Source organism: Agrobacterium sp. 10T429 (genome assembly GCF_056393925.1).
Genome location: NZ_JBFTGV010000001.1, coordinates 699,778 through 720,043, shown reverse-complemented (window position 1 = coordinate 720,043; position 20,266 = coordinate 699,778). Strand labels below are relative to the sequence as shown.

The window sequence follows — 20,266 nt, the reverse complement described above, 5'->3', positions numbered from 1 at the left end:
GGGTGGGGTCCCCCCACCAAATCTCAATAAGGCGCGTCCACCTTCCCCGTGCTCACATAAACCGTCTTCAGCTCGCTATAATGATCCAGCGCCGCCGCCGAATTCTCGCGCCCGAAACCGGACTGCTTGGAGCCGCCGAATGGGATTTCCACCGGGCAGAGATTGTAGGTGTTGATCCACAGCGTGCCCGCCTCCAGCTGGTCGACCACGCGATGAGCGCGGGCCAGATCGGCGGTGAAGACGCCGCCGGCAAGGCCGAATTCGGTGGCGTTGGCGCGGGCGAGAACCTCATCCTCATCATCGAAATCCAGCACGCACATGACCGGGCCGAAGATTTCCTCGCGCGCGATAGTCATGTCATCGGTCACATCTGCAAACACGGTCGGCTGCACATAGGCGCCCTCGCCTGCAACATTGTTGGGAATGCCGCCGCCGGTTACCAGCGTCGCACCCTCCGCCTTGCCCTTTTCGATATAGCCAAGCACCTTTTCCTGCTGGGCTTTGGAGACCAGCGGGCCGAGATGGGTGGCGTAATCCAGKGGGTCTCCGAGGATCATCGCCTCGGTGCGGCGCTTCAGGTTTTCGAGGAAGCGGTCCTTTGCCTTTTTCTGCACGAAAACGCGGGTACCGTTGGAGCAGACCTGACCGGAAGAATAGAAATTGCCGAGCATCGCGCCGCCGACAGCGCTTTCGATATCGGCATCGTCAAACACGATCAGCGGCGATTTGCCACCGAGTTCCATCGTCACATGCTTGAGATGCCCAGCGGCGGCGGCGGCCACCTTGCGGCCGGTGGGCACCGAGCCGGTGAGCGAGACCTTGGCGACATCCGGGTGGTTGACCAGAAGCGGGCCGGTATCGCGATCACCCTGAATGACGTTGAACAGGCCCTTGGGCAGCCCTGCCTCGATCAGGATTTCCGCGATCTTCAAAGCGCCGAGCGGGGTGTTTTCCGATGGCTTGAAGACCATGGCGTTGCCGGCAACGAGCGCCGGGGCCGCCTTCCAGCAGGCGATCTGCTGTGGATAGTTCCATGCGCCGATGCCGACACAGACGCCGAGCGGCACGCGCTTGGTATAGGCGAAATCGCCGCCGAGCGGGATGTAGTTGCCGTTCAGCGCGGAAGGCGCGATACCGCCGAAAAATTCGAAGGCATCGGCACCCGAGGTCGGATCGGCGACGATGGTTTCCTGGATCGGCTTGCCGGTATCCAGCGTTTCGAGCGTGGAGAGCGCCTCGTTGCGTTCACGCATGATATCGGCGGCGCGTTTCAATATACGCCCGCGCGCCATGGGGCTCATTGCCGCCCATTCCTTCTGGGCGCGTTTGGCCGATGCAATGGCGCGCTCGACAATCGCGGGCGTTGCCGCATGCAGCCTTGCAATGACTTCGCCGGTGGCCGGAAAGACGCTTTCAAAAAGCGTGCCGGCATTGTCTTCGACATAGTCGCCATCAATGAAATGCGAGGCTTTGGGCTGCGCCCTGAGAGACGTCGCGATAGTCATGTCGAATACTCCTAGAGAATGCGGACGGACGGCTTCGGGCGCTGTCCATCAGGATATGGTTTGAGCTGCAAGTCGAAATAGTCTTCGACAAGGGCCGGCGCTGAGGCGAGCCCAAGCGGGGCCGAACGCAGGCTGTGCCTGATATACAGCCCGTCGATAAGGGCTGCTGCACCTTCCGCAATGCGCGCCGCGTCATCGGGCGGGCATAGCCGGTTTAGGCTTGCCATGAGGTTCGAGCGCAGGCGACGGGAATAGAGCACCAGCAGGCGGCGGGTTTCTTCCGAGCGCTGCGCCTCGACATAAAAGGCAAGCCATGCCGCCACCGTCTCGGGCGTGAACTGGTCGCTCTGGAAAGAGACGTGAACGATGGCGCTCAGCCGTTCGCGCGGGCCATTGGCGCGGGTCAGCGCCGCCACCGCATCGCGCCTCAGATCCCGCAGCAGGCTGCGGATGGTTTCCAGAAGAAGCTGCTGCTTGCTGCCGAAATAATGATGCGCAAGCGCCGGCGATACGCCCGCTTCCCGGGCAATATCCGACATTGTCACATTCAGCGAACCATGGTGGCCTATGGTGCGTAACGCCGCATCCACAAGCGCCTTGCGGCGCAAAGGCTCCATTCCGATCTTGGGCATAAGGGTCTCCTTGATGGCGAGCAAAATATTCTTGATTGATCAATCAATCAATAAAAAACGCGCCATTTCATGTCGCTGATTTGCCATGGATCAAAGAAAACCGGGCAAGGCCGGATAAGACTAGCCGCTCCCATGCTGAGGAGCCGCTCACAGGGGAAAAACTAAACCGTGATATACTGCAAATTGGGAATGGAACACGTTTCGTGCTAATATGCAGAGTGATACAAATTTCGCTGGAAGCGGCGCCAGACGAAAACTGAAAAAACGCCCGCAAGACCGCGATCCCCATGAGGTCCCGACACGGACCGGAGATGCCTTCGCAACGGTTGAACAAGGGAGTGATATCATGCCAATGGTGACAGTATCGATTTCCCCGGAACAGGCAGCAAGAATGCGCGAGGCCGTGAATAGCGGCGCCTACGCATCCGGCAGCGAGGTCGTAAGGGCCGCGCTGAGACTATGGGCGGCCTCTGCTGCCGCAACCGGCGCAGATACAGAGGCTGCAGCACCTGTCGAGGCGGATCGTGAACGCCTGAATGTCGCGGAACTTTACGCCGCTCACACCGGCCATGTGCGCCGGGCCTGAGGGCCTGCTGGATACCCCTGGCTATTGAGGGGCCCGTGATAAAACCTTCATTAAAGCTTCACAGTCGTGAAAGCTTTTGTTGACCTGTAATCTGCGATTGTCTGCTGAAAAGAGACAAGTTCCCGTGTGTGCATTTGACTTGTCATGCCACCAACGGGGAACTGGCAATAGCGGAGAACAGAAATGCCGGCCGTAACGCTGGAGAACGATGTCATAAGGCGGTTTGCCTCCGGGCACATGTTTCCCATGGCGAAGCTTGTGCTTGAAACCGCATTTCAGCCGATCGTCGAGGCGACGACGGGCACGATTTTCGGATATGAATCACTGATGCGCGGCCATGACCGGCTTGGGTTTTCCAATCCGCTCGCGCTTCTCGACCAGGCTGCCGAGGATGGCGAGCTGAAGGCCTTCGAGCAGATGCTGGCGAGCCGGGCGCTCGCTAAATTCTCCACCCTGGCGGATTTTTCCACCACCACCCTCTTTCTCAATCTCGATGTAAGGCTTATCCCGCACGGGGACGCCATTCTCGACAAGCTCGTTGGCCATCTGGCGCGGGCGGGCATTCCGGCCTCCTCCATATGCTTTGAACTTTCCGAACGTTTCGACAATACCAGCGTGCCGGAGTTCAAGGCGCTGATCGCCCGCATGCGCAAGGAAGGTTTCAAGCTGGCGATCGACGATTTCGGCGCCGGTCACGGCGAGATGAAGCTTTTATGCGACTATCCGCTTGATTACCTGAAGATCGACCGGCATTTCATCAGCGGTGTCGATCATCTTCCGCGCAAGCAGCATCTCGTGCGCAACATCGTCAACATCGCTCATGTTCTCGGCGTCCGGGTCATTGCGGAAGGCATCGAGACCGAAGCGGAATTTCTCACCTGCCGCGAATATGGCGTCGATCTGGTGCAGGGCTGGCTGATCGCCAGGCCGACGGTTTTCACCAGCGAACTTCCCGAGAGCTTTCCGCACCTCAACCGMGTGGGCGTGGCGCGGCGCAACAGCCAGTCGCTGGACGAAATCCTCATCCGTCGCGAAATAGAGCGTCTTCCCACCGTCTATGAGCATGACAGCGTCGACAGCGTCTTCGAATTGTTCCGCAGAAACCCGCAGCAGGCGTTTTTCCCGGTGCTCAACGCCAATGGCGAACCGCGCGGCGTCATCAACGAATATCACCTCAAGGAATACATCTACCGGCCTTTCGGGCGCGATCTCCTCAAGAACAAGATCTACGAGCGCACCATTTCCCACTTCGTCGATCCTGCGCCGATCGTGGGTCTCGACGCCGATGCCGATCAACTGATGAACATGTTCGCCAGCATGGGCGGCAGCGCCTGCATCATCCTGACCGAAAACATGCGTTACGCCGGCATCGTCTCAGCCGCATCGCTCATCAAGGTCATCAATGAAAAACAGCTCAAGATGGCGCAGGACCAGAACCCGCTGACGGCGCTGCCGGGCAACCGCGCCATCGGCGGCTTCATCGCCGACAGCTGCGGCGATGGCGATGAGACCCGTTTCTTCTGCTATTGCGATTTCGACAATTTCAAACCCTTCAACGATAAATACGGCTTCAATGCCGGCGACCACGCCATCACTCTGTTTTCCGCACTGATGCGTCGCTACTTTTTCGCCGGCGACTGCTTTCTCGGCCATATCGGCGGCGACGACTTCTTCGTCGGCGTGCGTGACTGGGCGGTGGAGGAACTGACGGAAATCCTCGAGCGGCTGCTCAGCGATTTTCACGGTGAAGTGGCCGAACTCTATTCGCCAGAGGACCGTCAGGCTGGTCGCATGGTCGGGCTGGACCGTCGCGGCAATGAGCGGGATTTTGCCCTGCTGCGTTGCTCCATCGGCGTTCTCACATTGCCAAAAGGTTTGATCATCGCCAATCCCGAGCGCATCGGCAGCGAGATCGCCGGCATCAAGACAGCCGCGAAAGAAAACGAAGGCGGCCTCGTCATCCGGGTGTTCGGGGAGACAAAATGACATCAGCGACAAAGGGCCTCCTTCCCTAAGCGGTACATCTGTCCTAAATCTTCAGGTAACGCCGACAAATGAGGAATTGCCCCTGGCCATGCCCGAAAATGTGACCCTGCCCAAAAAAATGCGCTTCATCGACCTTCCCTCCCATGGTGGACCGGAGGTGATGCAGCTTTCGCAAGCACCTTTGCCAACCCCCGCCAGAGGCGAAATCCTGGTGAGGGTCGAGGCGGCCGGCGTCAACCGCCCCGATGTCGCGCAGAGACAGGGCGCCTATCCGCCGCCGAAGGACGCAAGCCCGATCCTCGGCCTCGAAATTGCCGGAGAAGTGGTGGCGCTCGGCGAAGGCGTCAGCGAATTCAAACCTGGCGACAAGGTCTGCGCGCTCGCCAATGGCGGCGGTTATGCGCAATACTGCACCGTGCCGGCCGGTCAGGCCCTGCCCTTCCCCAAGGGGTACGACGCCGTCAAGGCCGCCGCGCTGCCGGAAACCTTCTTCACCGTCTGGGCCAACCTCTTCCAGATGGCGGGCCTGACCGAAGGCGAAAGCGTGCTCATCCACGGCGGCACCAGCGGTATCGGCACAACCGCCATCCAGCTCGCCAAAGCCTTCGGCGCTGATGTCTATGCGACGGCGGGTTCTGCGGAAAAATGCGAGGCCTGCGTCAAGCTTGGTGCCAAACGGGCCATCAATTACCGCGACGAGGATTTCACCGCCGTCATCAAGGCCGAGACCGATGGCAAGGGTGTCGATGTGGTTCTCGACATGATCGGTGCCGCCTATTTCGAAAAGAACATTGCCGCACTCGCCAAGGATGGCTGTCTGTCCATCATCGCCTTTCTGGGCGGCGCCGTGGCTGAAAAGGTTGATCTGCGGCCAATCATGGTCAAACGCCTGACCGTCACGGGCTCCACCATGCGGCCACGTACCGCTGACGAGAAACGCGCCATCCGTGATGAGCTTATCGAACAGGTCTGGCCACTCATCGAAAGCGGCAAGGTTACGCCTGTCATCAACAAGGTCTTCACGCTGGACGAAGTTGTGGAGGCCCACCGGCTGATGGAGACCAGCAATCATATCGGCAAGATCGTGATGCGGGTGTCCTGATCAGACCTCTTGCATTAATGACGAATCGTACTACCTTCTAGTTATGTTCAACGTATCGGAAGGAGGTGATCCAATGTCTAATGAGATTTCGGTCTCTGGTGCAGGCAATGGAAAGGGTGGGTTTTCGACGGGGCAGCCCTCGGCGTAAAAACCTCTTGCCTTCGGAACGTTGAGAAACAGTCCCGGGTCTGTAAACAGGACCAAGCTCATGGAAGGGTCGCCTCTGGCGACCCTTTTCCGTTTCTGGGGTGATCGGCGCGTTTACCCGGTTCCCTCATCTCTGTGCTTGTCACAGAGATCCAGCCAGACCAAGTCTTTGGGCTGAATGGAGTTTCACCGCCGCGCAGACGCGCGCCGGCTGGCAACCTGTGACGATCACAGGAATGACGGTGTGTACGCTAGCGTTGCAGACATCTTATACATCCGTCGGACGCGCGTCTGCGCGGCGGAAAGGTTCTTTTCAACCTACGGAGTTGGGTTGGCTGGATACCGGCTCAAGGCCAGTATGACCGGGAACCGCCAGCTGCCAATCGCAGCCGCATCTCCCCTACTTCTTGCCAAACACCTTCCACCGGGTCGGGCGAAACCGCAGTTCGGCACCTACCGCCACGGCGGCGTTGAGGGGCACCTCGATTTCTAGGTGATAGGGGTCATGGCCGTTATTGGCGATGTCGATTTCGGCGATACGGGTGCCGGCGAGGCGGCGACAGGTGGTAACCTTGCCGTAAAGCGCGTTTTTCTCGTCGGTCAGCACCACATCTTCCGGACGGAAGAACAGCTCGCCCTCACCTGCGCCATTTTCGGCGACGCCGATGCTCTCGCCCTGAAACACCACCTGGCCGTCGCGGATCGTCACAGGCAGGCTGGAGGATTCGCCGATGAAGGAGAAGACGAACGGGGAATTGGGCGTGTCGTAGACGTCATCCGCCGTGCCGACCTGTTCGATCTTGCCCTGGCTCATGACAACGACGCGGTCGGCCAGTTCCAGTGCTTCTTCCTGATCGTGGGTAACGAAGACGGTGGTGTGGCCCGTGCGGTCGTGGAACTCGCGCAGCCAGCGGCGCAGTTCCTTGCGCACCTTGGCATCGAGTGCGCCGAAGGGTTCATCGAGCAGCAGCACCTTCGGCTCGATGGCAACTGCGCGGGCAAGTGCCACGCGCTGACGCTGGCCGCCGGAAAGCTGGGTGGGGTAACGCTTTTCGAGGCCGGTCAGATGCACCATGTCCAGAAGCTCCGAAACTCGCCTGCGGATTTCCGCTTTCGGCGGGCGGGAGGCGGAAGGGCGCACCTTCAGGCCGAAGGCGATGTTGTCGGCAACCGTCATATGGCGGAACAGGGCGTAGTGCTGAAACACAAAACCGACATTGCGCTCCTGCACCGAGCGGTGCGAGGCATCCTCATCACCGAAGAAGATGCGGCCTTGGGTCGGCTGCTCCAGGCCGGCGATGAGGCGCAGCAGCGTCGTCTTGCCGGAACCGGAGGGACCGAGCAGCGCGATCAGCTCGCCGGAACGAATGTCGAGCGACACGTCGTTCAGCGCCGGAAAGCGATCAAACTGCTTGGTGATGCCGGAAACTTTCACTTCCATGAATATGCCTTTCAATGCTTGCCGGCTGCGTTGCCCGCGCCAAAGCGTATTTCGAGAATGGTTTTGAGAACGAGCGTCACGAGCGCCAGACCAGCCAGCAGCGTCGCCACCGCGAAGGCCGCGCCGATATTGTACTCATTATAGAGTATCTCGACATGCAGCGGCATGGTGTTGGTCTCGCCGCGAATATGGCCTGATACGACAGAGACGGCGCCGAACTCGCCCATGGCGCGGGCGTTGCAGAGCAGCACCCCGTACAGCAGTCCCCATTTGATATTCGGCAGCGTGACATACCAGAAGGTCTGCCAGCCGGTTGCGCCAAGCGAGATCGCCGCCTCCTCATCGCCATTGCCCTGCTCCTGCATCAGCGGGATCAGTTCACGCGCGACGAAGGGAAAGGTGACGAAGATGGTGGCTAGCACGATGCCCGGAACAGCAAAGAGGATTTCGATGCCATAACTCTTCAGCCATGGCCCGAGCACGCTGTGCGAAGAGAACAAGATGACATAGACCAGACCCGATATGACCGGCGAGATCGAGAACGGCAGGTCGATCAGCGTTATCAGGAATGCCTTGCCCTTGAACTCGAATTTCGCAATCGCCCAGGCGGCGGCGACACCGAAGATAAGGTTGAGCGGCACCGAAATGGCGGCGACAAGCAGTGTCAGACGGATGGCGGAGAGTGCATCCGGCTCGACGATCGCTTCCCAGAAGGCATCGGCGCCTTTGCGAAATGCCTCGAAGAACACCGATACCAGCGGCAGCACGAGGAAAGCCGCAAGGAACAGGAAGGCAATCGCAATCAGCACCAGCCGGGCAGGCAGGCTCTCGCTGGCGGGATCGCGGAACGGTCGGGACGAGGTGCGGGAAGCATCAGACATAACCGTACCTCTTGCGGCTCCAGGCCTGGATGAGATTGATGAGGAACAGCATGGCGAAGGAAATGATCAGCATGATGGTAGCGATGGCCGTCGCGCCCGCATAATTGAACTCCTCCAGCCGGATGACGATGAGGAGCGGTGCGATTTCCGAGACGTAGGGAATATTGCCGGCGATGAAGATGACCGAGCCGTACTCTCCGATACCGCGCGCGAAGGCGAGTGCGAAGCCCGTCAGGATGGCGGGCGTGAGGCTTGGCAGCAGCACCCGGCTGATGGTCTGGAAACGGTTAGCGCCGAGCGTTGCCGCCACCTCCTCCACCTGCCGGTCTATTTCTTCCATGACCGGCTGCACGGTGCGGACCACGAATGGCAGGCCGATGAAGATCAGCGCGATGACGATACCGGTCGGCGTAAACGCGATCTTGATGCCGAAGGGTTCGAACAGCGAGCCGACCCAGCCGCGATTGGCATAAAGCGTGGTGAGCGCGATGCCGGCAACCGCCGTCGGCAGGGCAAAGGGCAGATCCACGATGGCATCAACGAAACGCCGGCCGGGAAAACGATACCGCGTGAGAACCCAGGCGACGATGACGCCAAAAACAGCGTTCACCAGTGCGGCGATGAAGGCGGTGCCGAAACTGACGCGCAGTGCATTCAGTGTACGGCTATCGACAGCGATCGCAATAAAATCTGCAAAACCAAGTTTCGCCGTGGACCAGACGAGGCCGCCGAGCGGAATAAGAATGATGAGAAACAGATAGACGACCGTGTAACCGAACGTCAGGCCGAAGCCGGGTATCACGCTCGATTGACGCCACTTCCACCTGTTTCCGGATGTATTATTGCTCATCAACGCTCCGGATAATCTTTAGTTTGGCACATTTCCGGACAGAAAACCGGGGTCCACTTTTCCTGGAAATGCTCTCTGGGAGCCGGTGTTCCCCGGCCTTGTTATAAAGGATCGACCGGCACGGTGTCCGGTCGATCGATTTGTCGTTTTTCAAGTTCCCTTAAGCGGGGTGGGCGGATTTGTCTTCAGCCCATCATCCGCTTACTTGGCGGGCTTGTAAATCTGGTCGAAGATGCCGCCGTCACCGAAATGTTCAGGCTGCGCCTTGGCCCAACCGCCAAACTGCGGATCGTCGATGGTGACGAGCTTGATGTCGGGCAGCTGCTTCAGCAGATCCTTGGAGACAACCGCGGGGTTCGAAGGACGATAGAAGTGCTTCGCCGCAATGTTCTGACCTTCGTCGGAATAGAGATATTGCAGATAGGCTTCCGCCGCCTTGCGGGTGCCCTTGGCGTCGACGTTCGCGTCAACCACGGCGACCGGCGGCTCGGCGAGGATCGAGATCGGCGGCACGATGATGTCGAAGGCATCCGCGCCGAATTCCTGACCGGCCAGATAGGCTTCGTTTTCCCAGGCCAGCAGCACGTCGCCGATCTGGCGCTGCGCAAATGTGACCGTGGAGCCGCGGGCACCGGTATCGAGCACCGGAGCGCGCTTGTAGAGTTCGCCGACATAGGCCTTGATCTTGTCCTGATCGCCCTTGAACTCTTCATTCGCCCACGCCCAGGCGGCAAGGTAATTCCAGCGTGCGCCACCAGAGGTCTTGGGGTTCGGGGTAACGATCTGCACGTCGCCCTTTACCAGATCGCCCCAGTTATGGATTCCCTTCGGGTTGCCCTTGCGGACGAGGAACACGATGGTGGAGGTGTAGGGCGAGGAATTATGCGGCAGGCGGCCGCGCCAGTCCTTGTTGATCTTGCCGGAATTCTGGACGATGGCATCGATATCGCTCTGCAGCGCCAGCGTCACCACATCGGCTTCCAGACCGTCGATGACCGAACGAGCCTGCTTGCCGGAGCCGCCATGCGACTGCTGGATCGTGACATCCTCACCGGTATCGGCCTTCCACTTCTTGGCGAAGGCTTCGTTGAAATCCTTGTAGAGTTCGCGGGTCGGATCATAGGACACGTTAAGCAGCTTGGTCTGCGCGGCAGCCGAGCCGACACCTCCCAGAGCCAGCGATAGACCGAGAGCGAAAACGCTCAAACCGGACAGAAGCTTGGACATCGGTATTCCCTCCTGATGAAGATGGCTTAACTCTACTGGACCGGTAGAGTTGGTCAATGAGGCCGAATACGATCGAAAAAGTGTTTCCCGAGAGCGTTTCCACGGGCAACAAATACAGCGCAGCATAGGCGAAAGGCGCAACAAGCGTCGTGTAAAACTTTGCTGAATGCAAAACCGTTTCACATTTTTGACGATTTTTTGGCGTTACGGCGAAAAATATTCAGGTGTTTTAGACGATTTTTTCGTCAGGCCGTCAAAAGTTCGGGCACTTCCACGCCTGCAACGGCATCCGCAACGGTGGTGTTGAAAAGGATATTGCGGGTGGCATCGGCCACGCGGGCGAAGACGTGGCGTATTTCGCACTGCTTTTCGCCATCGCAATCCTCGCACCGGCGATAGGCGGTCTGCGACAGGCAGGGCAACGGAGCGAGCGGCCCGTCGATGAGGCGCAGCACCTCGCCGAAGGTGATATCGGCAGCCGGGCGCGCCAGCAAATAACCGCCCTGCTTGCCGCGCCTGCTTTCGACGATGCGTTCCTTCTTCATTTCGAGAAGGATCTGTTCAAGGAATTTTTTCGGAATGGCCTGTTCGCGGGCAATATCGGAAATTTGCACAGGACAGCCGCCGTCGGCCTTTGCCAGCGAAAGAAGCGCCCTCAGCGCATATTTTGCCTTCTGCGAAATCATCGTGAAACCAGTAGAACACAAGCCCGGATACCCGGCAATTCCGGCTTAGCGCAGAAGTTGTCACAATTCAAATCCAAGCTGCAAAGAAGGTGAACGGGCATCTTTTGCTCATAGATCGTGCGGGTGAGGCATTTTTGCTCTGAAGTGCAGCGCACAAAGACTGTCATTTCTGTTCCAGAGGCCCGATTTCAACAATAATCGGCCATGGAAATCCCGGACGTGACAATGACGATCAATTCAGCAAATGCCTCTGCCGATACCGCTTCCCTCGACGCCACGCTTGCCGGGCTCGATCTTGCGGGACGACTTTCCTTTATCGCCGGTCTTGGCGGCCGTGCGGTCTTCACCACCAGCCTCGGCATCGAGGACCAGGTCATCACGGCGGCCATCGGCACCCACCGGTTGCCGATCGACGTCGTGACGCTGGAAACCGGCCGGCTCTTCAAGGAAACCGTCGATCTCATCGAGGAAACCGAGGAACGCTTCGGCATCGACATCCGTCGCTTTCGGCCCGAACAGGACGATCTCGACGCCTATGCCGAAAAATACGGCCTCAACGGTTTTTACGAAAGCATCGAGGCCCGTCACGCCTGCTGTCATGTCAGAAAGCTGATCCCGCTCGGCAAGGCGCTGGAAGGTGCCACCTTCTGGATCACCGGGCTCCGCCGCGGCCAGTCGGGCAATCGTGCGACCACACCTTTTGCCGAGTTCGACGCCGAGCGTAATCTGATCAAGGTCAATGCCTTGGCGGACTGGGACATCGACCAGATCAAGGCCTATGTCGCTTCTGAAAACATTCCCGTCAATCCGTTGCATGCGCGTGGTTACCCCTCCATCGGCTGCGAGCCGTGTACACGCGCTATCAAGCCCGGCGAGCCTGAGCGCGCCGGCCGATGGTGGTGGGAAAACGACGAGAAGCGCGAATGCGGTCTTCACGTCGCCGGTGCGGACCAGACGTCCGCCATTTCCGCCATCCCACAACGATAATCATTCAGACCAGTTCCGGAGTTTAAAATGTCCAACGCAGTCCACGAGACGGACAGCAAGAATACTGTCGCATCCAAGCCGCCGCTCGATCCGCATCTGAAGGCGCTTGAAAACGAAGCCATTCATATCTTCCGCGAAGTCGCCGCCGAATTCGACAATCCCGTGATGCTCTATTCCATCGGCAAGGATTCGTCCGTGCTGCTGCATTTGGCGCGCAAGGCATTCTTCCCAGGCCGCGTGCCCTTCCCGCTGCTGCACGTCAATACGGGCTGGAAATTCAAGGAAATGATCGAATTCCGCGACAAGATCGTCAAGGAATATGACCTCGATCTCATCTCCTACACAAACCCGCGCGGCGCGAGCGAAAACGTGACGCCCTTCACCCACGGTTCGGCGCTCTACACCGACATCATGAAGACGGAAGCGCTGCGCCAGGCGCTGGACGCCGGTCAGTTCGATGCCGCCTTCGGCGGTGCACGCCGCGACGAGGAAGCAAGCCGCGCCAAGGAGCGCATCTATTCCTTCCGCACGCCGGACCACAAGTGGGACCCGCGCAACCAGCGCCCTGAGCTGTGGAACATCTATAACGGCATGGTCCGCAAGGGTGAAAGCGTGCGCGCCTTCCCGCTCTCCAACTGGACCGAAGTCGATATCTGGCGGTACATCGAGGCGGAAAACATTCCGCTGGTGCCGCTCTATTACGCTGCCGAGCGCCCCTATATCGAGCGGGACGGCATGATGATCCTCGCCGAAGACGAGCGGCTGGAGCTGCTGCCCGGCGAAGAGATCCAGCACGGCTCGATCCGCTTCCGCACGCTCGGCTGCTTCCCGCTGACCGGCGCGATCCACTCCGAGGCGGCGACGCTTCAGGAGGTCATCGCAGAGCTGGAAATCGCCACCGTTTCCGAGCGGCAGGGCCGCGCCATCGATCGAGACCAGTCCGGCTCGATGGAGAAGAAGAAGCGCGAGGGCTATTTCTGATGACCGCCGCTGCTACCAACACCGCCTCCACGGCCACCATTCTGCCCTTTGCCGAACATTCGAAGGCGACGCGTGATACGCGCCCGCTTCGTCTCATCACCTGCGGCAGCGTCGATGATGGCAAATCGACCCTGATCGGCCGTCTTCTGTGGGACACAAAGGCCGTCAAGGAAGATCAGGCCGCCACCCTGCACCGCGATAGCGGCAAGCAGAACGATCTCGGCCTGCCCGATTTCGCGCTGCTGCTCGACGGGTTGCAGGCAGAGCGCGAACAGGGCATCACCATCGATGTCGCTTATCGCTATTTCTCGACCGACCGGCGCGCCTTCATCGTGGCCGACACGCCCGGCCATGAGCAATATACCCGCAACATGGCGACCGGCGCTTCCACGGCCGATCTCGCCGTACTTTTGGTCGATGCGCGCACCGGCATTCTGGAACAGACACGCCGACACGCCACCATCGCGGCGCTGATGGGCATCCGGCAATTCGTGCTGGCCATCAACAAGATCGACCTGACGAATTACGACAAGGCCGGTTTTGAGCTGATCGCCCACGAATTCCGCGATTTCGCCTCCGACCTCGGCATCAAGCAGATCACAGCCATTCCAATGTCGGCGCTGAAGGGCGAAAACGTCGTGCTATCAGGCAAGGCCTCCATGCCCTGGTATGAAGGCCCGACGCTGGTCGAAACGCTGGAGCTTGCCACGGTGCGCTCGGCGCAATCGGGTGGTTTCCGCTTCCCTGTACAGCGCGTGTCGCGCCCCGGCGAAAGTTTCCGCGGTTATCAGGGCACGGTTGCCGGCGGCTCGGTCAAGCCGGGCGACAGCGTTGTCGTGCTGCCGTCGGGCATGGTCGCGAATGTCAAGCAGATCGTCACTTTCGATCTGGTGCGTAACGCCGCCGTTGCTGGTGACGCGGTCACGCTCGTTCTCGACCGTCAGGTGGACGTCTCGCGCGGCGACATGATCGTGTCCATCGAGGCACAACCGCAGACAGGGCTTGCCTTCGACGCGCAGATCGTGGCGTTGCAGCCGGGTGGCATCGAGGCCGGCAAACGTTACTGGCTGAAAAGCGGCAGCCGCCGCCAGCGCGTCAGCGTGCAGCCGGTCAGCCAGCTCAACCTGAAAGAAGGCGAATGGCAGGCGCACGAGACATCGCTGCCGATGAACGCCATCGGCAAGGTGCGGCTCTCCTTCGACGAGACGGCGATCTTCGATGCCTATGAGCAGAACCGGGCAACGGGCTCTTTCATCCTGATCGACCCCGACACCAACAACACGGTGGCGGGTGGCATGATTGCCGGCAAACGCAGCGTTGGCGCGACGGAAGAACAGGGTGACCGCGTCATTCTCTCCCTGCCCGCCCATCTTGCCGAGAAGCTTCTGGCAAGCGAACTGCTGGCCAAGCACCGCGACGAGATCGACATCCGCCGCACGGATGGCGCGACAGCCTCACGGCTGATCAGCGATCTGGACTGACAGACACGCGCGCACAACAAAAAGGCGACCGTCCAAGCGGTCGCCTTTTTTGTTTGAAAGCCTTTGGATCAGGCCTCGTTTAAAACACGAACATGTAAAGCAGGATGATCACAAAAATCGGAACACCCATTGCCCACAGTGCAATACCTTTTAGCATGTTATCCTCCATCGTTGTTGTGGTGGGATAACGGTTGAGGCGCGGTTGCGTTCCCTGCGACTGCGCTGACGACGGCTTCATCGCAGTCGATAACGTCAAACGCATCAAGTTTTCGACGCTTGGCAGAGCCTAGAAGATGGCCAGCGTCATGGCGCTGTGTTCAGGCCCGGTTAATGACCGACACCTCACTCTCTGAGCAATGGAACTGCGTGGTTCAGCGCACGTTAGTGTCCGTCATTTGGAGATGAAGATTATGAAAATTCTGACTGCAGCGATCTGCCTGGTTTCGGTGGGCATCCTAAGCGGCTGTGTCGATGATCGGGGCTACCGTAGCGGCGGATATTATACGACAGGCGTGTACTACCGCACCTATGAACGCGATCGCCACTACCGTGACTATGACCGTCGCGACTGGCGCGACCGGAGGGATTGGCGCGATCGTCGCGACTGGCGCGGTGATTACCGCTACCGATGATCGACTGGACCTACATTCAAGACCATTGGGATTGGGCGGGGCACATTCTAGAAGCCGTCATCATGGCGGCGATTGTCGCCGTTCTGTTTCGCCTGCTCGTTAGCTGGAGAGTGGCGTGGATAATCGGTCTGGCCTTCGCCGCCGGTCATTTTCATGGCCGGGAAAAGCGGGACTACGAGGTGTCCGTAGAAATGCCTCCTCCCCATCTGGAGGGTTATTACTTCTGGAATTGGTCCTGGGATGGTTTAACCGACTTCTGGCCGACGGCTGTTGTTTGCGTTTTGCTCATTCTCCCGTTGGCGAGGAGGAGAAATTGACCTTCCGTGCAATCACCGAAGTCGTGACTTGCAGCCGCGGACGCCGAATGCGTTTACCCGTCGGGTTTTAAACCGTCAGGTCTCGGTACGATGCCTTGATCCAAGGATCTTGAGAAAGTGTTGGGATCATTTGAAAGCCCCGGGAAATATTGGGCTTAAGCTGGTCGGAGTGAGAGGATTCGAACCTCCGACCCCGTCGTCCCGAACGACGTGCGCTACCAGACTGCGCTACACTCCGTGACCAGCGGCGCTTCTATAGACCAGCCTCTAGCATTCGACAAGCGGCATATTGCATTTTTTGTGACAAGTTTTCAACGCGCTGCGAAGGGCGGTCGCCAAGTGCCTGCCGCACCGGGCGGCGTGTGTGAAAACGTTACAAAAAAGCAATTGTGGCAGGAAATTTTCGTCAAGCGGCACAGCTCCCCTGCCCGTCGCCGCCAAATCTGCTAGGGGAACGTAATGACCGGCGGGAAGCCGGACACGGCACAAAGGACATTTCACCATGCTATTTCGCAGCGTAACGCTCGCAGGGCTCGCCATTGCGCTCTCCGCCTGTACGACATCGACGGGCTCTGCCCCTTCCTTCACCCAGAAGAGCCCCGTTGAAACGCGGTGGGTCGGTCAGTCCGCAGGTATTTTCTTTGCAAAATTCGGCCCGCCGCTGAGCGACACGGAAACCGGCAGCTCGACCATCTATAACTGGCGCGGCGGTTACAAGAAGGCCACCATTCCGGCCAAGTTCGAAGAAGGCAAGGACGGCAAGAAGGGTCGCCAGATTTCGCCCGCCCGCACCGCCTCGCTCTCCTGCACGGTTCAGCTCACCGTCTCCAGCGACTACACGATCACTTCGGTACGCACGGTTTCCGACCGCCCCGGCGTCAACGGCCCGAGCTATTGCGCGGAATTCCTCGCCGCAAACTGAGTTTTCGTCCAGCTGACGAAACGAGCCAAGGCCTGCCCTAACCGGCGGGCCTTTTCACTTTTTTGCGATTATTGTCATTTTTCCTGAATTTTTTTCACACGGACCAGCGCAACCTGATCCGCTAAGCGCGGCGAACGCCGAATTGACGGCGTTTTCGCGATATTCGCGCTTGAGACACTTTCAACCGTTTGAAAGCACCGTCTAATCCTCGCAACCACAAAAATGACAATCCGCAAAATGGCAAAAACTGCCAATGCGACCTTATGTCCCGGCAAAATCCACGCAAAAGCGCTTGAACTGGAGTGAATAAGTCAGGGTTGTGCCTGTTTCGGCTTTGCTGTAACGGGGCGGCTGGGAGGAGTGTTTTTAACACAAAACAAGAATCAGGTATGGCCGTGACTCCCATCGATCAAGACAAATCCCAGCTCACTGATCTTTCCTCAGACGCGCTTCCCTCCCATGCGCTTCCAATGAACCGCAGACAGGTTCTCGGCACTGCGCTCGCAGGGCTTGCAGCAACAGCGCTGCCGACATCCTCGCTTCTCGCCAATACGGCTACCAAGAAGGTCGACGTGCTTCTGATCGGTGGCGGCATCATGAGCGCGACGCTCGGCGTGTGGCTGCGTGAACTGGAGCCAACCTGGTCGATGCAGATGCTCGAGCGGCTGGACGGCGTGGCGCTTGAAAGCTCCAACGGCTGGAACAATGCCGGCACCGGCCATTCCGCGCTTGCCGAGCTGAACTACACGCCGGAAGACGACAACGGCAACATCAAGATCAGCCAAGCCGTCAACATCAACGAATCCTTCCAGATTTCCCGGCAGTTCTGGGCATGGCAGGTGCGTAACGGCGTTTTGAAGAACCCGCGCTCCTTCATCAACCACACGCCGCATATGAGCTTCGTCTGGGGCGATGAGAACATCGCCTATCTCGAAAAGCGCTACGAAGCGCTGAAGGCAAGCCCGCTTTTTGCCGGCATGGAATATTCCAGCGACCCCGAGCAGCTTAAGAAATGGGTGCCGCTGATGATGGAAGGGCGCGATCCTTCCCAGAAGATCGGCGCGACCTGGTCGCCGCTCGGCACCGACATGGAATTCGGCGAGATCACCCGCCAGTTCGTTTCGCATCTGCAAAGCGACCGGAATTTCGACCTGCAGGTCAACAGCGAGGTTTCCGATATCCAGCGCAATGCCGATGGCAGCTGGCGCGTGACCTATAGCAACCTGAAGACCGATGCTGAGCAGACCGTGGATGCGAAATTCGTGTTCATCGGCGCCGGCGGCGGTGCGCTGCATCTGTTGCAAATGTCCGGTATTCCGGAAGGCGACAATTACGCCGGTTTCCCGGTCGGTGGCTCGTTCCTGATCAACGACAATCCTGACGTGACGATGCAGCATCTGGCCAAGGCCTACGGCAAGGCCTCGGTCGGCTCGCCGCCCATGTCGGTTCCACACCTCGATACCCGCGTGCTTGGTGGCAAGCGCGTCATCCTGTTTGGACCTTTCGCCACCTTCTCCACCAAGTTCCTGAAGGAAGGCTCCTATTTCGATCTCGTCTCCTCCGTCACGACAAGCAATGCCTGGCCGATGGTGCGCGTTGGCATCGATGAATATCCGCTGGTGGAATATCTCGCCGGCCAGTTGATGATGTCGGACGACGACCGCTTTGCCGCGTTGAAGGAGTATTTCCCGAACGCGAAACAGGGCGAATGGCGTCTGTGGCAGGCGGGCCAGCGCGTGCAGATCATCAAGCGCGACGAGGAAAAGGGCGGTGTACTCAGGCTCGGCACGGAAATCGTCGCCGCGCAGGATGGCAGCATCGCCGGTCTGCTCGGCGCCTCCCCTGGCGCCTCCACGGCCGCACCGATCATGCTGAGCGTTCTGGAAAAGGTCTTCAAGGACAAGGTGGCAACACCGGAATGGCAGGCCAAGATCCGCCAGATCGTTCCGAGCTACGGCACCAAGCTCAATGACGACCCGGAAAAAGTGCAGCAGGAATGGGCCTATACGGCCGAGCACCTGCAATTGCCGACCCCGCCGCAGATCGATCTTGGCGCGCTGAAGGGCGCGGGAGCGGCACCTGCTGGCGCGCCGGTGAAGAAGGTTCCCGATATCGCGCTTTAAGGCGAAACTTCCAGCCTTGAAAAATAAAAACGTCGCGCCTTGTTGAAGACGCGGCGTTTTTTGTTGGGAACAAACTTGGCCAGTCATTCCTCCTTCATCCTCCGGCTTGTCCCGAGGATCTACAACAGGTTGATTTTGTTGACGTGCTTAAACACAGCTTTACCTTTGAGTTGCGGGAATGGATCGATGTAACTATTCTTTATCATCTCTCCAATGGTCATATTCATGGGAGGTTTGTTCCCGTATGTAACGTTGGAGACCACCGCGTGCTTCACGTTTTCTATGTCAGTGACATAAGCTATGCTTCGCTCTGGTTCCATACTAGCGCAGTTTATGCCGATCACGAAGCCTGACCGGTCGAACACCGGGCCGCCGCTAGCGCCGGGGTGCATGTGGAAGTCTACGTGATACAACGGCCAAGAAAGCAGATATTTGTCGCGCCCTTCCGGATAATACTCAACGACCTCGCCGCGATAGAATGCAGGATTCGTCACAAGCACATGCTTCCCATCGCGATCAACGATTTCTGTGTTGGGAAACGCGAAAGTAAAAACCGTTTCTCCTACTTCGGCTTTCGATATTCTGAGGGGAGCGCATTTTTCACATCTTGAACCCGCGTCAACTTGGCATACGGCTACGTCACACCCATCGACGGTGCTCACAATGTGAATTCGCCGCTCTTCAAACGCAGAGCTATTGGAACGTCGCACCATCGTCATCAACGCAGATTTTTGCCTTACAAGCCCGTCTGGTGCAGTTCGATCCAGAACCTCATCGACAACGTGCTTTGCTGTAGCAATCAACCGTGGGGCTATGAAAAAGCCGGTTCCAAGCATCCTCACTGGATCGCCGGGCTTTGTTGGATACGAAAACAGCGGCACGACCATTCGCGTCGCATCATCCAAGACGTTTCCGCTATCATCTGTAATTTGATAAAAGGCGTTGTCATCCGTCCCTTCGAGAGGCGGCAACACTACCGGCGGTGACTCCGCTCTTTTTCTTTTAAATATCTCTAACCACGGCAATTTCAAAACTCGACCTCAAAAAGCGGATTGAGATGCTCAGAACCCGCGCTATGGCGGCTAGCAATAGAGAAAAAGAGCAATCCCGAGCGCCTAATTAACGCTCAGGCGGGACGACTTTTCGGGTTTCACGATGACCGCAAGCCTCATTTTGGCACGTAAGGGTATGCTGCTTGTGTCCAAATATTCCAAAAGTTGGATCATTTACGACCGAAGTTACCTTTAGTTGTCCGCTTTGGCAAAGGGGACAGGTTTCACCAGATTTTAGAGACTTTATCTCTGCCTGAAGCTTTTTAATTTCCGCATCTTTTTCGTGGAGGTCTTCTTTTGCATCGCTCAAAGCCATTTTTATGTCTGCAAGATTTCCATAAAGCTCGGCCATCTGAGCTTTGAAACCCGCCGAGTCCAAGTCCCTTTCGATGTCTCGTAAGTCTCTTGCGATTTTAATTGTCTGGCTGGCTAAACCCAGTGCGCCCATGATGTCCACTTCAATTGCCCCCGACTCGCAAATTTCAGTCACAATCTAACGTGTCTTTGGGCGACTCAAAAGGCCATATGGACTGGCCACGAGGCCATAACACTTAGCTTATCCTAATATTCACTAAGTAACTTATTTTATTGATAAATAAGATGATGGCTGGGGCGCCAGGATTCGAACCTGGGAATGCCGGTACCAAAAACCGGTGCCTTACCGCTTGGCGACGCCCCAACAGGGCAGCTTGGGCGAAACGCCGCTGCCTGAACCGGGCCTGATTAGC

General features: G+C 58.3%; 19 protein-coding genes and 2 tRNA genes. 10 read left to right on the top strand and 11 right to left on the bottom strand.

Annotated elements, in window-relative coordinates:
- Positions 1-23: 23 nt before the first annotated feature.
- Together betB and betI are read right to left on the bottom strand one after the other, a co-directional pair.
- Complete coding sequence (betB, locus tag AC1DCP_RS03480) at positions 24-1,505, bottom strand: betaine-aldehyde dehydrogenase (RefSeq protein WP_065688079.1); 1,482 nt, start codon at positions 1,503-1,505, stop codon at positions 24-26.
- Positions 1,506-1,516: 11 nt separating this feature from the next.
- The gene (gene betI / locus AC1DCP_RS03475) at positions 1,517-2,137 is read right to left on the bottom strand and encodes a transcriptional regulator BetI (RefSeq protein ID WP_003511878.1); all 621 of its coding nucleotides are present in this window, start codon (positions 2,135-2,137) and stop codon (positions 1,517-1,519) included.
- A 346-nt stretch (positions 2,138-2,483) separates the two neighbouring features.
- Between betI and AC1DCP_RS03470 the strand changes: the two genes are divergently transcribed.
- From AC1DCP_RS03470 to AC1DCP_RS03460, 3 genes are all read left to right on the top strand, one after another.
- The gene (locus tag AC1DCP_RS03470; RefSeq protein ID WP_025592709.1) at positions 2,484-2,723 is read left to right on the top strand and encodes a ribbon-helix-helix domain-containing protein; all 240 of its coding nucleotides are present in this window, start codon (positions 2,484-2,486) and stop codon (positions 2,721-2,723) included.
- Between the two features lie 183 nt (positions 2,724-2,906).
- Positions 2,907-4,709 (top strand): GGDEF domain-containing protein, encoded by a 1,803-nt coding sequence (locus AC1DCP_RS03465; protein WP_013635646.1) that lies wholly within the window; start codon positions 2,907-2,909, stop codon positions 4,707-4,709.
- A gap of 88 nt (positions 4,710-4,797) precedes the next feature.
- Positions 4,798-5,811, top strand: a complete 1,014-nt coding sequence (locus AC1DCP_RS03460; protein WP_065688078.1) for an NAD(P)H-quinone oxidoreductase — start codon at positions 4,798-4,800, stop codon at positions 5,809-5,811.
- Between the two features lie 547 nt (positions 5,812-6,358).
- Here the strand turns inward: AC1DCP_RS03460 and AC1DCP_RS03455 are convergent.
- From AC1DCP_RS03455 to AC1DCP_RS03435, 5 genes are all read right to left on the bottom strand, one after another.
- Positions 6,359-7,399, bottom strand: coding sequence for a sulfate/molybdate ABC transporter ATP-binding protein (locus AC1DCP_RS03455; RefSeq protein WP_003511873.1), 1,041 nt, complete (start codon positions 7,397-7,399; stop codon positions 6,359-6,361).
- A gap of 11 nt (positions 7,400-7,410) precedes the next feature.
- A complete protein-coding gene (gene cysW / locus AC1DCP_RS03450) occupies positions 7,411-8,280 on the bottom strand; it encodes a sulfate ABC transporter permease subunit CysW (RefSeq protein WP_003511871.1) in 870 nt (289 codons plus the stop codon).
- A complete protein-coding gene (cysT, locus tag AC1DCP_RS03445; RefSeq protein ID WP_038490139.1) occupies positions 8,273-9,130 on the bottom strand; it encodes a sulfate ABC transporter permease subunit CysT in 858 nt (285 codons plus the stop codon). Before cysT ends, cysW begins: the two co-directional genes overlap by 8 nt.
- A 201-nt stretch (positions 9,131-9,331) precedes the next feature.
- On the bottom strand, positions 9,332-10,357 hold the full coding sequence (locus tag AC1DCP_RS03440) for a sulfate ABC transporter substrate-binding protein (protein ID WP_003511869.1): 1,026 nt from the start codon (positions 10,355-10,357) through the stop codon (positions 9,332-9,334).
- Positions 10,358-10,602: 245 nt separating this feature from the next.
- Positions 10,603-11,043 (bottom strand): RrF2 family transcriptional regulator, encoded by a 441-nt coding sequence (locus AC1DCP_RS03435; protein WP_025592702.1) that lies wholly within the window; start codon positions 11,041-11,043, stop codon positions 10,603-10,605.
- A gap of 204 nt (positions 11,044-11,247) precedes the next feature.
- On the opposite strand from AC1DCP_RS03435, the gene AC1DCP_RS03430 reads away from it, so the two are divergent.
- The 5 genes from AC1DCP_RS03430 (at position 11,248) to AC1DCP_RS03410 (ending at position 15,441) form a co-directional block, all read left to right on the top strand.
- Positions 11,248-12,030 carry a phosphoadenylyl-sulfate reductase gene (locus tag AC1DCP_RS03430; RefSeq protein ID WP_161986904.1) on the top strand — a complete coding sequence of 261 codons (783 nt, stop codon included), beginning with the start codon at positions 11,248-11,250 and terminating at the stop codon, positions 12,028-12,030.
- 27 nt (positions 12,031-12,057) lie between these two features.
- On the top strand, positions 12,058-13,011 hold the full coding sequence (gene cysD, locus AC1DCP_RS03425; RefSeq protein WP_003511863.1) for a sulfate adenylyltransferase subunit CysD: 954 nt from the start codon (positions 12,058-12,060) through the stop codon (positions 13,009-13,011).
- Positions 13,011-14,492 carry a sulfate adenylyltransferase subunit CysN gene (cysN, locus tag AC1DCP_RS03420; protein ID WP_003511861.1) on the top strand — a complete coding sequence of 494 codons (1,482 nt, stop codon included), beginning with the start codon at positions 13,011-13,013 and terminating at the stop codon, positions 14,490-14,492. Before cysD ends, cysN begins: the two co-directional genes overlap by 1 nt.
- A gap of 410 nt (positions 14,493-14,902) precedes the next feature.
- On the top strand, positions 14,903-15,124 hold the full coding sequence (locus AC1DCP_RS03415) for a hypothetical protein (protein ID WP_003511857.1): 222 nt from the start codon (positions 14,903-14,905) through the stop codon (positions 15,122-15,124).
- On the top strand, positions 15,121-15,441 hold the full coding sequence (locus tag AC1DCP_RS03410) for a hypothetical protein (RefSeq protein ID WP_065688077.1): 321 nt from the start codon (positions 15,121-15,123) through the stop codon (positions 15,439-15,441). Before AC1DCP_RS03415 ends, AC1DCP_RS03410 begins: the two co-directional genes overlap by 4 nt.
- Before the next feature lie 161 nt (positions 15,442-15,602).
- Here the strand turns inward: AC1DCP_RS03410 and AC1DCP_RS03405 are convergent.
- Positions 15,603-15,679: transfer RNA gene (locus AC1DCP_RS03405), tRNA-Pro, on the bottom strand.
- A 264-nt stretch (positions 15,680-15,943) separates the two neighbouring features.
- Here AC1DCP_RS03405 and AC1DCP_RS03400 point away from each other — a divergent pair.
- Positions 15,944-16,363, top strand: coding sequence for a hypothetical protein (locus AC1DCP_RS03400; protein ID WP_003511854.1), 420 nt, complete (start codon positions 15,944-15,946; stop codon positions 16,361-16,363).
- 389 nt (positions 16,364-16,752) lie between these two features.
- Positions 16,753-18,486, top strand: a complete 1,734-nt coding sequence (gene mqo / locus AC1DCP_RS03395; protein WP_025592695.1) for a malate dehydrogenase (quinone) — start codon at positions 16,753-16,755, stop codon at positions 18,484-18,486.
- 119 nt (positions 18,487-18,605) lie between these two features.
- Here mqo and AC1DCP_RS03390 read toward each other — a convergent pair whose 3' ends face one another.
- The 3 genes from AC1DCP_RS03390 to AC1DCP_RS03380 form a co-directional block, all read right to left on the bottom strand.
- Entirely contained in the window at positions 18,606-19,517 is a 912-nt protein-coding gene (locus AC1DCP_RS03390; protein ID WP_065661282.1) for a S1 family peptidase, read from the bottom strand.
- 88 nt (positions 19,518-19,605) lie between these two features.
- Entirely contained in the window at positions 19,606-19,986 is a 381-nt protein-coding gene (locus tag AC1DCP_RS03385) for a hypothetical protein (RefSeq protein WP_065661283.1), read from the bottom strand.
- A gap of 156 nt (positions 19,987-20,142) precedes the next feature.
- Positions 20,143-20,217: transfer RNA gene (locus AC1DCP_RS03380), tRNA-Gln, on the bottom strand.
- Positions 20,218-20,266 lie beyond the last annotated feature (49 nt).

Bases quoted from the DNA above. Each gene is read 5' to 3' on its own strand.
- betI (WP_003511878.1), bottom strand. From the start codon at position 2,137: ATGCCCAAGATCGGAATGGAGCCTTTGCGCCGCAAGGCGCTTGTGGAT.
- AC1DCP_RS03470 (WP_025592709.1), top strand. From the start codon at position 2,484: ATGCCAATGGTGACAGTATCGATTTCCCCGGAACAGGCAGCAAGAATG.
- AC1DCP_RS03460 (WP_065688078.1), top strand. From the start codon at position 4,798: ATGCCCGAAAATGTGACCCTGCCCAAAAAAATGCGCTTCATCGACCTT.
- AC1DCP_RS03455 (WP_003511873.1), bottom strand. From the start codon at position 7,399: ATGGAAGTGAAAGTTTCCGGCATCACCAAGCAGTTTGATCGCTTTCCG.
- cysW (WP_003511871.1), bottom strand. From the start codon at position 8,280: ATGTCTGATGCTTCCCGCACCTCGTCCCGACCGTTCCGCGATCCCGCC.
- cysT (WP_038490139.1), bottom strand. From the start codon at position 9,130: ATGAGCAATAATACATCCGGAAACAGGTGGAAGTGGCGTCAATCGAGC.
- AC1DCP_RS03440 (WP_003511869.1), bottom strand. From the start codon at position 10,357: ATGTCCAAGCTTCTGTCCGGTTTGAGCGTTTTCGCTCTCGGTCTATCG.
- AC1DCP_RS03435 (WP_025592702.1), bottom strand. From the start codon at position 11,043: ATGATTTCGCAGAAGGCAAAATATGCGCTGAGGGCGCTTCTTTCGCTG.
- AC1DCP_RS03430 (WP_161986904.1), top strand. From the start codon at position 11,248: ATGGAAATCCCGGACGTGACAATGACGATCAATTCAGCAAATGCCTCT.
- cysD (WP_003511863.1), top strand. From the start codon at position 12,058: ATGTCCAACGCAGTCCACGAGACGGACAGCAAGAATACTGTCGCATCC.
- cysN (WP_003511861.1), top strand. From the start codon at position 13,011: ATGACCGCCGCTGCTACCAACACCGCCTCCACGGCCACCATTCTGCCC.
- AC1DCP_RS03415 (WP_003511857.1), top strand. From the start codon at position 14,903: ATGAAAATTCTGACTGCAGCGATCTGCCTGGTTTCGGTGGGCATCCTA.
- AC1DCP_RS03410 (WP_065688077.1), top strand. From the start codon at position 15,121: ATGATCGACTGGACCTACATTCAAGACCATTGGGATTGGGCGGGGCAC.
- AC1DCP_RS03400 (WP_003511854.1), top strand. From the start codon at position 15,944: ATGCTATTTCGCAGCGTAACGCTCGCAGGGCTCGCCATTGCGCTCTCC.
- mqo (WP_025592695.1), top strand. From the start codon at position 16,753: ATGGCCGTGACTCCCATCGATCAAGACAAATCCCAGCTCACTGATCTT.
- AC1DCP_RS03385 (WP_065661283.1), bottom strand. From the start codon at position 19,986: ATGGGCGCACTGGGTTTAGCCAGCCAGACAATTAAAATCGCAAGAGAC.